The sequence below is a fragment of the Halobacterium jilantaiense genome (assembly GCF_900110535.1).
Classification (GTDB): domain Archaea; phylum Halobacteriota; class Halobacteria; order Halobacteriales; family Halobacteriaceae; genus Halobacterium; species Halobacterium jilantaiense.
Genome location: NZ_FOJA01000001.1, coordinates 2,172,657 through 2,185,550, shown reverse-complemented (window position 1 = coordinate 2,185,550; position 12,894 = coordinate 2,172,657). Strand labels below are relative to the sequence as shown.

The 12,894-nt window shown below is 70.2% G+C and carries 14 protein-coding genes; 7 read left to right on the top strand and 7 right to left on the bottom strand.

Going from position 1 to position 12,894, the window contains the following annotated elements; all coding sequences use genetic code 11:
- The first annotated feature begins 117 nt into the window (after positions 1 to 117).
- Entirely contained in the window at positions 118 to 1,395 is a 1,278-nt protein-coding gene (locus BMW35_RS11250; protein WP_089670415.1) for a tRNA pseudouridine(54/55) synthase Pus10, read from the top strand.
- A gap of 1 nt (position 1,396) precedes the next feature.
- A complete protein-coding gene (rnhB, locus tag BMW35_RS11245; RefSeq protein ID WP_089669534.1) occupies positions 1,397 to 2,032 on the top strand; it encodes a ribonuclease HII in 636 nt (211 codons plus the stop codon).
- Here the strand turns inward: rnhB and BMW35_RS11240 are convergent.
- Positions 2,029 to 3,630: a Na+/H+ antiporter NhaC family protein gene (locus BMW35_RS11240; protein WP_089669533.1), complete on the bottom strand. Its 1,602-nt coding sequence runs from the start codon at positions 3,628 to 3,630 to the stop codon at positions 2,029 to 2,031. The genes rnhB and BMW35_RS11240 overlap by 4 nt on opposite strands.
- Before the next feature lie 103 nt (positions 3,631 to 3,733).
- On the opposite strand from BMW35_RS11240, the gene nucS reads away from it, so the two are divergent.
- Positions 3,734 to 4,486 carry an endonuclease NucS gene (gene nucS / locus BMW35_RS11235; protein WP_089669532.1) on the top strand — a complete coding sequence of 251 codons (753 nt, stop codon included), beginning with the start codon at positions 3,734 to 3,736 and terminating at the stop codon, positions 4,484 to 4,486.
- A gap of 30 nt (positions 4,487 to 4,516) precedes the next feature.
- On the opposite strand, the gene BMW35_RS11230 is transcribed toward nucS, so the two are convergent.
- The 4 genes from BMW35_RS11230 to BMW35_RS11215 form a co-directional block, all read right to left on the bottom strand.
- Positions 4,517 to 5,575, bottom strand: a complete 1,059-nt coding sequence (locus tag BMW35_RS11230) for a sensor histidine kinase (protein ID WP_089669531.1) — start codon at positions 5,573 to 5,575, stop codon at positions 4,517 to 4,519.
- A gap of 66 nt (positions 5,576 to 5,641) precedes the next feature.
- Complete coding sequence (locus BMW35_RS11225) at positions 5,642 to 7,177, bottom strand: preprotein translocase subunit SecD (RefSeq protein WP_089669530.1); 1,536 nt, start codon at positions 7,175 to 7,177, stop codon at positions 5,642 to 5,644.
- Positions 7,174 to 8,031, bottom strand: coding sequence for a protein translocase subunit SecF (secF, locus tag BMW35_RS11220; RefSeq protein WP_089669529.1), 858 nt, complete (start codon positions 8,029 to 8,031; stop codon positions 7,174 to 7,176). Before secF ends, BMW35_RS11225 begins: the two co-directional genes overlap by 4 nt.
- 61 nt (positions 8,032 to 8,092) lie before the next feature.
- A complete protein-coding gene (locus BMW35_RS11215) occupies positions 8,093 to 8,692 on the bottom strand; it encodes a hypothetical protein (RefSeq protein ID WP_089669528.1) in 600 nt (199 codons plus the stop codon).
- 100 nt (positions 8,693 to 8,792) lie between these two features.
- Between BMW35_RS11215 and BMW35_RS11210 the strand changes: the two genes are divergently transcribed.
- Positions 8,793 to 9,098 (top strand): DUF7968 family protein, encoded by a 306-nt coding sequence (locus tag BMW35_RS11210; protein ID WP_089669527.1) that lies wholly within the window; start codon positions 8,793 to 8,795, stop codon positions 9,096 to 9,098.
- A gap of 28 nt (positions 9,099 to 9,126) precedes the next feature.
- Here the strand turns inward: BMW35_RS11210 and BMW35_RS11205 are convergent, their stop codons facing one another.
- The gene (locus BMW35_RS11205) at positions 9,127 to 9,600 is read right to left on the bottom strand and encodes a DUF5812 family protein (protein ID WP_089669526.1); all 474 of its coding nucleotides are present in this window, start codon (positions 9,598 to 9,600) and stop codon (positions 9,127 to 9,129) included.
- A gap of 50 nt (positions 9,601 to 9,650) precedes the next feature.
- Positions 9,651 to 10,193, bottom strand: coding sequence for a DUF8056 family protein (locus BMW35_RS11200; RefSeq protein ID WP_089669525.1), 543 nt, complete (start codon positions 10,191 to 10,193; stop codon positions 9,651 to 9,653).
- A gap of 109 nt (positions 10,194 to 10,302) precedes the next feature.
- On the opposite strand from BMW35_RS11200, the gene BMW35_RS15655 reads away from it, so the two are divergent.
- From BMW35_RS15655 to BMW35_RS11190, 3 genes are read left to right on the top strand one after another with little or no spacing between them, the layout of a single operon-like run.
- On the top strand, positions 10,303 to 10,479 hold the full coding sequence (locus tag BMW35_RS15655; RefSeq protein ID WP_177170827.1) for a hypothetical protein: 177 nt from the start codon (positions 10,303 to 10,305) through the stop codon (positions 10,477 to 10,479).
- 49 nt (positions 10,480 to 10,528) lie between these two features.
- On the top strand, positions 10,529 to 11,806 hold the full coding sequence (locus tag BMW35_RS11195; protein WP_089669524.1) for a glucose-6-phosphate isomerase: 1,278 nt from the start codon (positions 10,529 to 10,531) through the stop codon (positions 11,804 to 11,806).
- A gap of 35 nt (positions 11,807 to 11,841) precedes the next feature.
- Entirely contained in the window at positions 11,842 to 12,876 is a 1,035-nt protein-coding gene (locus BMW35_RS11190) for a CPBP family intramembrane glutamic endopeptidase (RefSeq protein WP_089669523.1), read from the top strand.
- Positions 12,877 to 12,894: the final 18 nt, after the last annotated feature.

The window sequence follows — 12,894 nt, the reverse complement described above, 5'->3', positions numbered from 1 at the left end:
TCTAATAGTAGTTTCTAAATTCAATTTATTCCAGTTGTGTATTTAATGTGTGTGATGGGGCGCGGCGTCGACTCGCGGACCGAAGCATACGTACCGTGCGCCCCCGAGAACACGCACATGACTGTACTGGAGGACGCGCGGCGGGTGCTGGCGGAGGACCCTATCTGTGACGCCTGCGTGGGCCGGTGTTTCGCGGAGCGGAGCTTCGGGCTGTCGAACGCCGAGCGCGGGCGGGCGCTGCGGACCGCGGTGGCGCTGGAGGACGACGAACCATACGAGGAGCCCGAGGAACCGTGCTGGGTGTGTGAGGGGGCGTCGGGTCGGTTCGACGAGTTCGCGGACCTCGTGGTCGAGGCCATCGAGGACGTGTCCTTCGACACGTATCAGGTGGGGACGCGAGCGCCACCGCTCGTGGAGGAGAACGAGACGATGCTGCGCGATGTAGCAGGGTTGGACGAGGATGCGGGCGAGCTGTTCAAGTCCGAGTGCAACCGCGAGGTCGGGAAACGCGTCGGCGACCGCACGGGCGCGGAAGTGGACTTCGGGCGGCCGGACGTGCTCGCAGTGCTCGACGTCAGAGACGAGACCGTCGAGGTGACTGTGAACTCGGCGTTCGTCTACGGTCGGTACCGCAAGCTGGACCGCGAGATTCCCCAGACGAAGTGGCCGTGTTCGGACTGCAACGGGACGGGGACGCTCGTGGACTCGCCGTGCCCGCACTGCGACGGCACCGGCTTCCTCTACCCGGAGAGCGTCGAGCAACTGACCGCGCCGCCCGTCGTCGAGGCGATGGACGGGTCGGCGGAGTCGTTCCACGGCGCGGGCCGCGAGGACATCGACGCGCTGATGCTCGGGACCGGCCGGCCATTCGTCGTGGAGGTCGAGGACCCACAGGACCGCCACCCGGACGCCGAGGAACTCCAGGAGGCCATCAACGACTACGCGGACGGGAAGGTCGAGGTGGAGGGGCTGCGCGTCGCTGACTACGGAATGGTCGAGCGCGTGAAGGAACTCGACGCCCGCAAGCGCTACCGGGCCGAGGTCGAGTTCGACGCGCCCGTGAGCGACGACGACCTTCAGGCCGCGATCGACGAACTCGACGGCGAGACCATCGAGCAGGAGACCCCGAATCGGGTCGACCACCGGCGCGCGCACCTCGTGCGCGAGCGAGACGTCTACGACATCGAAGCCGACCTCGAAGACGACACGCACGCGACCGTCGAAATCGAGGGCGAGGGCGGGCTCTACATCAAGGAACTCGTGTCCAGCGACGAGGGGCGAACGAATCCGAGCCTCGCGGGCCTGCTCGGCGTCGGAGCCGAGGTCACCGCGCTCGACGTGGTAGCCGTGGAGGGCGAAGCGGAGGCCTTCGAGGACACCGAGTATCTGCACTGAGATGCCGGATTTCGGCGTGGACGAGGCGGGGAAGGGGCCGGTTCTGGGGTCGATGTTCGCGGCGGCGGTGGCGGGCGACCCCGGCGACCTCCCCGACGGGGTCGCGGACTCGAAGCGCCTCGCCCCCGGCCGCCGCGAGACGCTGGACGAGGCCATCCGCGAGTCGATGCGGGTGGGGGTCGCGGAAGTCTCGGTTGAACGTATCGACGACCCGGAGACAGACATGAACGAGCTCGGCGTCGCGGCGCAGGTCGACGCGCTCGGGCAGGTCGCCAGCGACGGCCTCGCGGGCTACGTCGACGCCGCCGACGTTGACGAGGCCCGGTTCGGAGCGCGCGTCGCGGCGGCTGTCGACGCCGACGTGGACGTGACCGCGGAGCACGGCGCGGACGACGAGTACGACCTCGTGGCGGCGGCGAGCGTCGTCGCGAAGGTCGCGCGGGACGCCCACGTCGACGCGCTCGCCGACGAGTACGGCGAGGTCGGCTCCGGCTACCCGAGCGACCCGACGACGAGAGACTTTCTGGAGCAGTACGTCCGCGAGCACGGCGAACTCCCGGGCTGCGCTCGGGCGTCCTGGCAGACGAGCGAGGACGCGCTGGCGGCGGCCGAGCAGTCCGCGCTCGGAGACTTCTAGTCGTCGGACGTGGGCACGTTCGACTGCTTGGCGTCGATGCCGCGGCGGCGCGCGTCCAGTTCCGAGAGTGCGTAGACGAGGCCGACGAGGACGGGGACACCGACCGGCACCAGGAGCCACGGCGTGACGCGCGTGTACCCCCAGACGACCAGCAGGAGTGCCGCGACGACGACGACCGTGACGGCGTAGTAGAGCTGCGTGCGGACGTGGTCGATGAGGTCAGCGCCGGTGAACGTCGCCGACAGCACCGTCGTGTCCGAGATGGGGGAGGCGTGGTCGCCGAAGATGGCCCCGGAGAAGACGACGCCGACGACCGCCGACACCATCGTGTGGGTGCCGGCGAGCTCCCACGCGACCGGCACCGCGATGGGGGTGACGATGCTCATCGTCCCCCACGAGCTCCCCGTGGAGAACGCGACGAACGCGGCCGTGAACAGCACGACGACGGGCAGCAGTTCGGGCGTCAGGAAGCCCCCGACGACGTTCGCGACGTAGTCGGCGGTCCCGAGCGCTTCGACGACGTTCCCGATGGACCACGCCAGCACGAGAATGGTGACGGCGGTGAGCATGATACCGAAGCCGTCGATGGTGGTATCGACGCTCTCGCCGAGCGAGAGAACGCCGTAGAACAGACCGAGGAGGTACGTGGAGACGACCATGGCGAACGACCCGAAGATGAGCGCGAGCGCGTAGTCGGCGTCCACGACCATGTCGTAGAGGGTGGCGTCGGGGGTGTACCCGGTGTACAGCGCGGACGCGAGGGTGACAGTGATGAGGACGGCGATGGGGCCGAAGAAGGACAGCAGCCTGGGGTTCTCGACGCTCGGCTCCCCGAGTTCCTCCTCGACGTCCTGCATCGGGGTGGCGTCGTCGCGCGTGACGGCACCCGTCGTCGACGCCCGGTGTTCGGCACCGAGCATCTCGCCGAAGTCCCGGCGGGTCAGGACGACGATGGCGACCATCGCGACGGCGAGGATGGAGTACATGTTGAAGGGAATCGCCTGCAGGAAGATTTCGAACGAGCCGGGGCGCTCGGCGAGCGAGAGTTCGGCGTAGCCCGCGTCGATCATCGACAGCTGGAACGCCACCCACGACGAGATGCCGAGCGTGGCGACCGGGGCGGCCGTGGAGTCGACGATGTAGGAGAGCTTCTCCCGTGAGATGCCGAGGTGGTCGGAGACGTCTTTCATCGTGGAGCCGACGACGGCGGTGTTGGCGTAGTCGTCGAAGAACAGCAGGATGCCGAGCAGCCACGCGACCATGCCGGCCGAGCGCTTGCTGTCGATGCGCTGGATGGCCCAGTCGCGGACGGCGTGGCTGCCGCCGAGCCGCCAGATCATCCCGACGGCCGACCCGAGCAGGAGCGTGAAGATGATAATCTGGGCGTGGAACGTCGACCCGTCTCCGCCGTTCGCGTCCACCTGCGAGATGGAGCGAGCGATCCAGTCGAAGGTCTGTTCGAGGCCGACGCCGCCCGTGAAGATGACCGCGCCGGCCCAGACGCCGACGAACAGCGACAGCACCGCCTTCCGGGTGACGATGGCGAGCGCGATGGCGAGCAACGGCGGAACGACAGAGAGTGCGCCGAACTCAGACATACAACGCCAGTTCATTTCCAGCGGTTTAAACTCACGCTCAGAGGGCGAGACGAATCGCACAATCCACACGTTTAACCCCGGTTCGCGGCAACGACCGGCAACGATGGCCGCAGAGAGTCTGGACGCGCCGGACCCCGAGGCGTTCGTCGCGGCGGCGAAGGCGGCGTTCCGGGACGGCGCGGTGTTGAGCGTGCAGGCGCGCTGCGAGGTGGAGTACGAGGGCCGCACGAGCGGCTACCTCGCCGAGGGCGACCGACTGCTCGTCGCGAAGCCGGACGGGACGTTCCTCGTCCACCAGCCGACGGGCCACAAGCCCGTGAACTGGATGCCGGGCGGCGGCACGGTCGAAGCCCGCGAGAGCGAGGGCGAGGCCGTCCTGCTGGCGCGGCGCACGAACCCCAGCGAGCGCGTCGAGACCCGGCTCCACGAGGTCTACGGTGTCACGCGGTTCGACGCCGAGGACGGCGCGACCTACGAGGAGTCCGGCACGGAGGCCGAAATGCACGAGTACATCCAGGCCAACCCCGAGGAACTGGAGTCGGGGCTCCGCATCGTCGAACACGAGCGCGAGACGAAGTACGGCTTCGTGGACTTCTACGCCGTCGACGAGGACGGCACGCCGGTCGTCGTCGAGGTGAAACGCATCCAGGCGACGCTGAACCACTTCGACCAGCTCAAACGCTACGTGGAGCTGTACGACGAATCGAACGACAAAGTTCGGGGCATGCTTGTCGCGCCGTCGGCCTCCGAGCGCGTGCGGCGCGCGCTCCGGGACAACGGTCTGGAGTTCGTCGAACTCGCGGAGTTCGGGCTGGACGCGAAGGGAGCCACCGAGGCGAAGCTCACCGACTTCTGAGCGCCGGCGACCGGACCGCGACCGCGGCGCTCACGCCCGGCGGAGGCTGAGCGCGACGGTCGTCCCGTCCGCCCCGGCGTCGAAAGAGAGGTCACCGCCGTAGACGTCGGCGACCCAGCGTACGACCCAGAGCCCGAGCCCGCTGGCGTGTTCGAGCTGGGTGACGTCGGTCTCGCCGGTGACGACTGCGGTCTCGGTGTCCGGAATACCGGGGCCGTCGTCGACCACTTCGAGGACGACGCGGCCGCCATCGACGGTCGCCGAGAGCACGACCGACGGCGAACCGTCGTCGTGGTGCTCGCACGCGTTCTCTACGAGCTCCGCGAGCGCGTCGCGGAGGTAGTCGCCGGCCTCGACAGCCACGCCGTCGGGCACGTCGACCGCGATGTCGGCGTCGGGGTGGTCGCTGCGGGCGTCGGCAGCGACCTCGTCGGCGAGCGCGGAGAGGTCGACGCTGCGGGCGGTGACGTCGCCGTCCACGAGCGTCTGCACGAGCCCGCTGCGGTCGTGAATCGCCGAGAGCTCCTCGCCCGCGCCGTGGACGGCCGCGGCGACCGCTTCCGGGTCGTCGTCGCCCGCGGCGGCCGGCTCGACGCGGTTCGCGTAACTGAACAGCAGTTGGGCGAGCGTCCGGAGGTCGTGGCGGACCACGCGGGACAGCACGTCGAGTTTCCGTCGTTCGCGGGCGAGTTCGGTCGCGCGGATGCGGCGCACGTCGTTGACGCCGATGAGGACGTGTGCGACGGCGCTCACCGCGACGACGACGGTGCCGGAGAAGACTGGCGCGGCCGGCACGGACGCGACGGCCGCCTGGTACGCGAACAGGAGCGCGAGCGCCGCGCCGATGACCAGGATGCCCAGGAGGTTCCAGCCCGCGACGCGGAGCGCGTGCTCGGGGGCGACGTCCAGGTAGACGAGCCCGTAGCCGGCGGCGACGAGCGCCAGCCCGACTAGAGTCCCGAATCCGGCCAGCAGGAGACCGGAGGTCGGGGGCGCGCTGGTCGCGACGTGGACGGCCATCACGGCGACGACCGCCACTCCGGTCAGGGAGACGCTGGCGGCGGCTGCCGTGCGACGAAGCGAAGACATGCGTCCACGACGAGCGGCCAGGTCGAAAAGCGTAGCGACAGCGGCGGCGAGCGGATGCCGGCCGCGTTACCGGTTGTCCGTCAGGAGCCGCCGGAGCACGTCACCGTACGCCGGGCGGGTGACGATGACCCCGACGAGCACGCCGAGGATGGTGACGAGTGCGAACCCGCGGAGGTCACCGAGGCTGAGCACCGCCAGCGGACTCATCGCGAGGATGGTGGTGGCGGCCGCTGCGCCGATGACCCACAGCGCCTTCCGGAAGCGGCTCTGGAAGACCCGCGAGGAAGACACCTCCTCGGTCATCACCTCGTCGGCGATGATGACGAGGTCGTCCACCCCTGTCCCGATCACCGCGATGAAGCCGGCGAGGTGCGAGAGGTCGAGCGCGAGTCCGGACACCGCCGCGAACCCGAGGAGGATGACGACCTCGGAGAGCGCGGTCAGCACCATCGGGAGGGCGACTTTCGCCTCGCCGTACCGGAGGAACACCATCAGCGCGACCGCGAGGGCGGCCGCGATGCCGGTGACGAGCGTCAGCGGCTTGTAGCGGTCCGCGAAGCTCGGGGAGACGTAGTAGGAGTCCTGGAAGACGAGGTCGGCCGGGAGCGCGCCGGCCTGAAGGTTCACCTGGAGGTCGCGGGCCTCCTCCATGGAGTTCGCGGTGATGGTGAACGTCGGGTTATTCGCGAACGTGCCCGACCGGAGGTCCGCCGCAAGGTCGGGGCTCATGCTGGCGTCGTAGACGACATCGCCGTCGAGAGTCGTCAGCAGACAGTAGCCGCCGTCCGGGTACCGGCAGTTGCTGGTGCCGGACTGGCTCGTGAACCCGAGGCGCTGCATGTCGCTCGCGAAGCGCTCGCCGGCGGACTCGCTCAGCTGGACCGGGACGATGGGCCGGCCGCGCGTGTTCCGGGTCGGCTGGTCGACCTCGACGAGCTCCTCGCCGCGGAGGACGGTGGTGTTGGTCTGCGTCCCGTTCTCGCCGGGGTAGAACGCCCACAGTTCGACCTCGCCGCGGCCGCGGATGAGGTCCTGGACCTGGGTGGCGTTCTGGCCGGGCACCTCGACGACCACGTAGTGGGAGCGGTCGCCGCCCTGCGTCTGGATGTCGTAGACGTCGGCACCGCCGAGGCCGGTGGCGTCGACTTTCGACTCGATGATGGAGACGATGTTGTCCCGCGTGGCCTGCGTGACGCCGACGGCTACGGAGTCCGGCTCGTAGCCGGCGTCGGTCAGCGCGGCCTCGACGTCCGAGGGCGCGACGTCCTGATAGACTTCGACGGTGTCGCCGGCGGGCCGGGCGCGGACGTCGCCGCGTTCGACGTCGAGTGCGGTAGCGACCGCCTCGGCGATGTCACCCTCGTTGTCGACAGTGACGTCGACGCCGTCGGCAGTGACGCCGGTGACGGTCGCCCGCAGTCGGACGCCGCCGGAGAGTTCGAGCCCGTAGTTGAGGTTCGTCGGGCCGGAGGCCGCTTCGGCCTGCTGGCCGCTCCCGCCGCCACCGCCGGCACCGACGCCGGGCGCGAACAGGGCGACGGAGCTACCGAGCAGGAGGACGACGAGCGTGGCGACCCGCCAGTTCTCGCGGAACCAGCTCATCGGTTCACCCCCTCGAACTTGTACCAGCGAAGCAACGTGACGTTCAGCATGTAGGTGTTCATCAGGTCAGTCGTCAGTCCCATCACGAGCACGATGCCGATGGCGGACATCAGCTTGATGCCGAAGATGTAGGAGGCGACGGTCATCACGGCCATCGCGGCGATGGAGGTGACGGTCATCGTGACACCGGTCTTCATCGCGCGGTCGACGCTCTCCCAGAAGTCTCCGGAGCGCCGGAGCACGTGGTTGTTCAGGAGGATGTCGGAGTCGACACTGTAACCGATGAGCATCAGCAGCGCCGCGACGGTGCCCAGCGAGAGCTTGATGTCGAAGATGTTCATCAGTGCGACCGGCACGACGATGTCGCTGAACGCGGAGACGACGACGGCGATGCTCGGCACGAACGTGCGGAACAGCGCGAACACGAGCAGGCTCATCCCGAGGAACGCGCCCGCGACGCCGAGCAGCGCGAGTTCCTGCGTCGAGGAGCCGAACGTCGCGGAGACGCTCTGTGATTGGACGATGTCGAGTGTCACGTCGGAGTCGTCACGGATGTCCGGAACCTCCTCGCTCTGGAAGGTCAGGAGATACTGGTTACCGCCCGTGCCGACCGACCGGGCGTTGACCGGCTCTGTCTCGAACGCCGCTGCGACTTCGGACTGTGAGGCGTCTGACTCTGCGACCAGCTCCGACCCGCCAGTGAACTCGATGCCGGGAGAGACCGGCGAGCCGGTGGTGGCCATCCACCCGCCGATGACGGCGAGTGCGACGACCAGCACGGCCAGCGGCGGCGCGGCGAGCTGCCGCATAGAGTACTGGCTGAGGTCGACGTCGGGGACCTCGAACCGTGGCATGCCTGCGGCTGGGATGCGACGGTGGTTAAGGCTTCTTATCCCCGGCTACGCGCCGGCGTCGTCAGTGGACGAAGCGCTCGGGGAGCCGGCCGCGCAGCGGCTCGGGGACGAATCCGACGAGCCGACGAACGACCCGGGGGAGCCGTCGCCGGACCACCGCGTAGCCGATGGAGACAGCGAGCGCGAGTCCAGTGACCTGCTGGACGGTGGGGCCGAACGCGAGCGCGGCGGGGACGCCGACGCCGGCGGCGAGGACGACGTCTTCCGGGGAGCCGTCGTAGCGGACGAACCGCCGGGGCGCGAGCCAGCGGCCGTGGAAGTGGCTGTAGACGGCGCGCTCGCTGGTCGCCTCCCACGGTTCGAGTTCGAGGCCGCCACCGAGCGCGTCGCCGGCGGCGTGGAGTGCGGCGGCCGCGAGGAAGACGGCGGCAGCGGCGGTCCACGGCCCCGGGGCGAGGACCGCTGCGAGTCCGGCGGCCGAACCGGCGAGCGCGTAGTAGACGGGGAAGTGGAGCGTTCGACGGTGGCCGGCGTAGAGGTCGAGGTCGGGGAAGACGCCACCTGCGAGGCCGGCGGCCGCGAGGACGGGGGCGTGGTCGGGCGCGAAGAGCGTGGCGAGCGCCGCGACTGCGAGCCCCGCCATCGCGTGTGTCGTCGCCATCATGTAGTGACCAGTACGCGTCACCCCCTCTTCAGCGTGTCGCCCCTGAAACAACAGAATCAGCGACAGCTCCAAGCGCGTGCCACTCGTACACACGAACATGGCCACCACCAGCGTCACGCTCGCGTACCCCGCGGACGTCTCCGACTGGGGGTACGACCAGCTCACCACCGGCCACATGCGCGCCTACCTCAAGAAGACGAAAGGGCCCGCCCGCGAGGGCGACACCTGGAGCGTGTTCCTCGACGTCGGCTGCTGCGGCGACAGCCCCGACGTGCCGCTCACCGTCACCGCGGTCGACGACGACGGCGAACTGAGCGAGGACACCGAACTCCGCTTCGAGGAGGGCGCGGCCTGCGGCGTCGAATCCGGCTGGGAGGTCCAGAGCGAAGCCGGCCCCAGCTAGCGCCGGCGAACGCGATTGTCCTGTCGCGTCAGGGGAGGTAGCGCACGCTCACGAAGTCGTCGCCGGACCGAATCTCCACGTGGTCGATGCCGATGCGGGCCGCCCGCGAGACCGTCTGTTCGTCCTCGGCGACGTCCGCGACGGCGTCGTCGACGTTGTCCGCGCCGACCGACAGCACGTGGACTTCGCCGACGCCCGCGCGCTCGGCCGTCGCCAGTTCGCCCTCCGGCAGCCCCTCGGCCAGGTCGCGGGCCTGCGGCGTCGGCGTCTCGTCGCTCACGCGGACCGGAATGTCCACTCGCTCCACGACCTCGACGACGCTGTACGTGACGTTCATCGGCGGGTCCGGCGACAGAGTCGCCTCCAGCACGTCGCCGGCCGCAACGCCGGGATTCTCCGAGAGCGTGTGCACCTGGGCGTCCGAAACGTCGGTGAGGATGGCCGAGTCCTCGCTGGCCTCCGTCACGAAGAACGTGGCCGTCTTCGCCTGCTCGTCGCTCATTGCTCGCGGGTAGGCCGTCTCCGCGTTTCCCTGTTTCGACCGAGCCGCGTTCAGGATCGGAGCCGGCGGTGGACGGCGTACACGAGCAGCGCGCCCGCCAGCGGGACCAGGAAGGACAGTGCGGGCGGCAGCGCGTACAGCGCCTCCACGACCGGTGCGAAGACGCCGCTGGGTTCCGGCCGAGTCGTCAGCTCCTCGCCGACGCGGAACTCCGCCGGCATGGACGCGACAACGCCGAGGTAGACAGAGAGCGCGAAGACGTAGCCGCTGGCGGCGAGCGCCGGGTCGTAGCGCTCCCGGACCGACAGCTCGCGGCGGTGACGCCGAGCCACAAGCAACACGGGCGCGACCAGCGGGAAGAACACGAACAGCCCGAGGACGACGTAGAACGTCCGAGAGAGCGTCAGCGACCCCCCGGTCGTGCCGGTCGTGTTCCCGACGAGCACGACGAGCGCGCCCGCCATCAGGAACGCGAACAGGCCGCCGAGGACCGCCGCGACGACGGCGTAGCTCTTGAACAGTCGGGAGTCCGACGCCCGGAACGCGTACGGGAACGCCGTCAGCAGGCCGGAGTAGCTGTCGAACCGTCCCATCGCTCGAAGCTCCGGACCCGGCGAGCAAAAGCGCGGCGACTCCCGACCGCGACTGCAGCCCGTGAACACGACGGCCAGCCTTAATCAGTTCTGGCCTGACGACCCAGACGTGCGTGACGAAGTGAAGCAGGGGCTGTACGGTGTCGTCGCCTGGGTCGCAGTCGGGACGGCGCTGCGGGTCGCGGTCTCGAAGTGGGCGGTCGTCGACGCCCTGGCGCAATCACTCGTGGGAGCCACCGTCTTCGGTGTGGTGTACGGGTACATGACGTACCGCCGCGCCGACTGACCGGCGGCGACCAGCTACCATCAAGTAGCCGGGCGTCGCCCGTCCACACATGCGAGTAGACATCGGGAACGCGCTCGCCGCGACCGCCCGCCCGGGGGTTTCGGCGGACGCCCTCGACCGACTGGACGACCGGGTCGCCGCGGCCCACGACCGCATCGCCGACGGCATGGCCGACAGCGAGTTCGGCTACGCCGCCCTGAATCTGCCCGAGACAGCCGACCCGGCCGCCGTCGAAGCGGCCGTCGAACCGCTCGCGGACGCCGACACGCTCCTGACCGTCGGCATCGGCGGGAGCGCGCTCGGCGCGGCGACGCTCGTCGACGCGCTCGGCGACGGCCTCGACTACCACGCCCTCGACAACGTCGATCCCGCGCACGTCCGGGACCTGCTGGCCGACCTCGACCTCGCCGACACCGTCGTGCACGTCGTCTCGCGGTCCGGCACGACCGCCGAGACGCTCGCGAACTTCCTCGTCGTCCGCGACGCGATGGCCGACGCGGGCGTCGACTGGACCGAACGCACGCTCGTCACGACCGGCGTCGAGGGGAACCTCCGGGACCTCGCCGACGACCACGGCCTCCCCGTACTCGACGCGCCCGAGGGCGTCCCCGGCCGGTTCTCGGCGCTCTCCACGGTTGCGCTCCCCGCGGCCGCGCTCGCCGGTGTCGACCTCGACGAACTGCTGGCCGGAGCGGCGGCAGGCAGGGACGCCCTGTCGGGGTCGCTGTACGACTGTCCCGCGTACGCCTACGGCGCGGTCGCCTACGCGCTCGACGTGCGGGGCGCGAGCGTGAACGCGATGCTGCCGTACGCCGAGGGCCTGGAGACGTTCGCAGAGTGGTTCGCGCAGCTCTGGGCGGAGAGCCTCGGGAAGGACGGCCTCGGACAGACGCCCGCGCGGGCGCTCGGCGCGACCGACCAGCACAGCCAGCTCCAGCTCTACCGGGCCGGCCCCCGCGACAAGCTCGTGACGATGGTCCGGCCGGAGTCGCGGCCCGACTGCGCGATTCCCGAGACCGACCTCGACGGACTAGACTACCTCGCGGGCGGCGACCTCGGCGGGCTGCTGGACGCCGAGTTCGAGGCCACCGAGGCGAGCCTTGCGGAGTCCGGCGTTCCCTCCGTCCGCGTGGAGCTTCCCGCCGTCGACGCGCACTCCCTGGGCCGGCTCCTGTTCGATATCGAGGCGGCCTGCGTGCTCGCGGGCGAACTCTACGGCGTCGAGACGTTCACCCAGCCCGCCGTCGAGTGGGGGAAAGACGCCGCCCGGGGCCTGCTCCGCGGCGAGGCAGACCTCCCCGAGAAAGACGTTCTCGTCGTCGAGTAGTCAGGCCTATGCCGTCCGGGTGCTGACCCCAGAACGTGACAGACCGGTACGCGCAGACCGTCGCGTTCGTCGTCGCCGGCGTCGGCGTCGCGTCGGCGTTCCTCGACTGGACGCCCGCCCCAGCGGTCGCCGCGCAGGTCGCGGGCGGGGCCGCTGCGGCCGCCGCACTCGCGTTCGCCGTGCGACGCCACGGGAGCGGGCCGCGCTGGCTCGACTCGGCCGGCACGGCGGCCGGCGGCGTACTCGCGCTCGCCGCGGCGGGCGCAGTCCTCGAACTGAACGGCCCGCTCGCCGCCGGGCCGGTAGTGGCGCTGTTCGCGGGTCTCGCCGTCCTCGCCGCCGGCGCGGCGGCCATTCGAGGCGTCGGGAAAGACGGCGTCCGCACCCGGGAGCGAGCGGCGTTCGGTGCGACCGTCGCGTCGGTCGCCGCGCTCGTCTTCGGCAGCCTCCTGGCCGCCGCCATCGTTCCGCTCGCCCCCGACGCGCCCGTCGTCCGGTGGCCCTTGAACACCGCCGTCGGGAGCGTCGGCTTCGGGCTCGCCGGACTCGCGGTCGTCCAGGCGTTCGACGGACACGTCGACGTGAGCGCTCCCGGCCGGCGAGACGTCGTCGTGGCCGTCGTCGGCGTCGCCGCCATCTTCGCGCTCCACCTGCTGTTGAACGCCGTCGTCACGGTGTTCTCGCTCCCGCAGAGCACGCACGGCCTCGTCGAGACCGCCCGGGACAACCCCCAGATTCTGCCGCCGCTGGCCGTCGTCTCCCTGCTGTTCATCGGCCCCGGTGAGGAACTGCTCGCGCGCAACGGCGTCCAGCAGTTCCTCTACGGCGCGTACTCGCGGACCGGCGCGGTCGTCGTCGCGTCGTTCGTCTTCGGCGCTGCCCACCTGCTCTCGTACGCGGGCGCTGGCGTCGCTCCGGGGGCCGTTCTGGTCGCCCTCACGCGGGTGTTCCTCGTGTCGCTCGTGCTCGGCGTCGCCTACGAACGCACGGACGACCTGTTCGCGCCGGTCGTCGTCCACGGCGTCTACGACGCGGTCCAGTTCGGGCTGGCGTACCTCCAGTTCTCGTAGCGTCAGACGCGAGGCTGA

What these genes read in the sequence shown, in the direction of transcription:
- BMW35_RS11205 (WP_089669526.1), bottom strand. Translation starts at nt 9,600, where the DNA reads ATGAGCGACGAGCAGGCGAAGACGGCCACGTTCTTCGTGACGGAGGCC.
- rnhB (WP_089669534.1), top strand. Translation starts at nt 1,397, where the DNA reads ATGCCGGATTTCGGCGTGGACGAGGCGGGGAAGGGGCCGGTTCTGGGG.
- BMW35_RS11230 (WP_089669531.1), bottom strand. Translation starts at nt 5,575, where the DNA reads ATGTCTTCGCTTCGTCGCACGGCAGCCGCCGCCAGCGTCTCCCTGACC.
- BMW35_RS11250 (WP_089670415.1), top strand. Translation starts at nt 118, where the DNA reads ATGACTGTACTGGAGGACGCGCGGCGGGTGCTGGCGGAGGACCCTATC.
- nucS (WP_089669532.1), top strand. Translation starts at nt 3,734, where the DNA reads ATGGCCGCAGAGAGTCTGGACGCGCCGGACCCCGAGGCGTTCGTCGCG.
- secF (WP_089669529.1), bottom strand. Translation starts at nt 8,031, where the DNA reads ATGCCACGGTTCGAGGTCCCCGACGTCGACCTCAGCCAGTACTCTATG.
- BMW35_RS11215 (WP_089669528.1), bottom strand. Translation starts at nt 8,692, where the DNA reads ATGGCGACGACACACGCGATGGCGGGGCTCGCAGTCGCGGCGCTCGCC.
- BMW35_RS11210 (WP_089669527.1), top strand. Translation starts at nt 8,793, where the DNA reads ATGGCCACCACCAGCGTCACGCTCGCGTACCCCGCGGACGTCTCCGAC.
- BMW35_RS11195 (WP_089669524.1), top strand. Translation starts at nt 10,529, where the DNA reads ATGCGAGTAGACATCGGGAACGCGCTCGCCGCGACCGCCCGCCCGGGG.
- BMW35_RS11240 (WP_089669533.1), bottom strand. Translation starts at nt 3,630, where the DNA reads ATGTCTGAGTTCGGCGCACTCTCTGTCGTTCCGCCGTTGCTCGCCATC.
- BMW35_RS11200 (WP_089669525.1), bottom strand. Translation starts at nt 10,193, where the DNA reads ATGGGACGGTTCGACAGCTACTCCGGCCTGCTGACGGCGTTCCCGTAC.
- BMW35_RS11225 (WP_089669530.1), bottom strand. Translation starts at nt 7,177, where the DNA reads ATGAGCTGGTTCCGCGAGAACTGGCGGGTCGCCACGCTCGTCGTCCTC.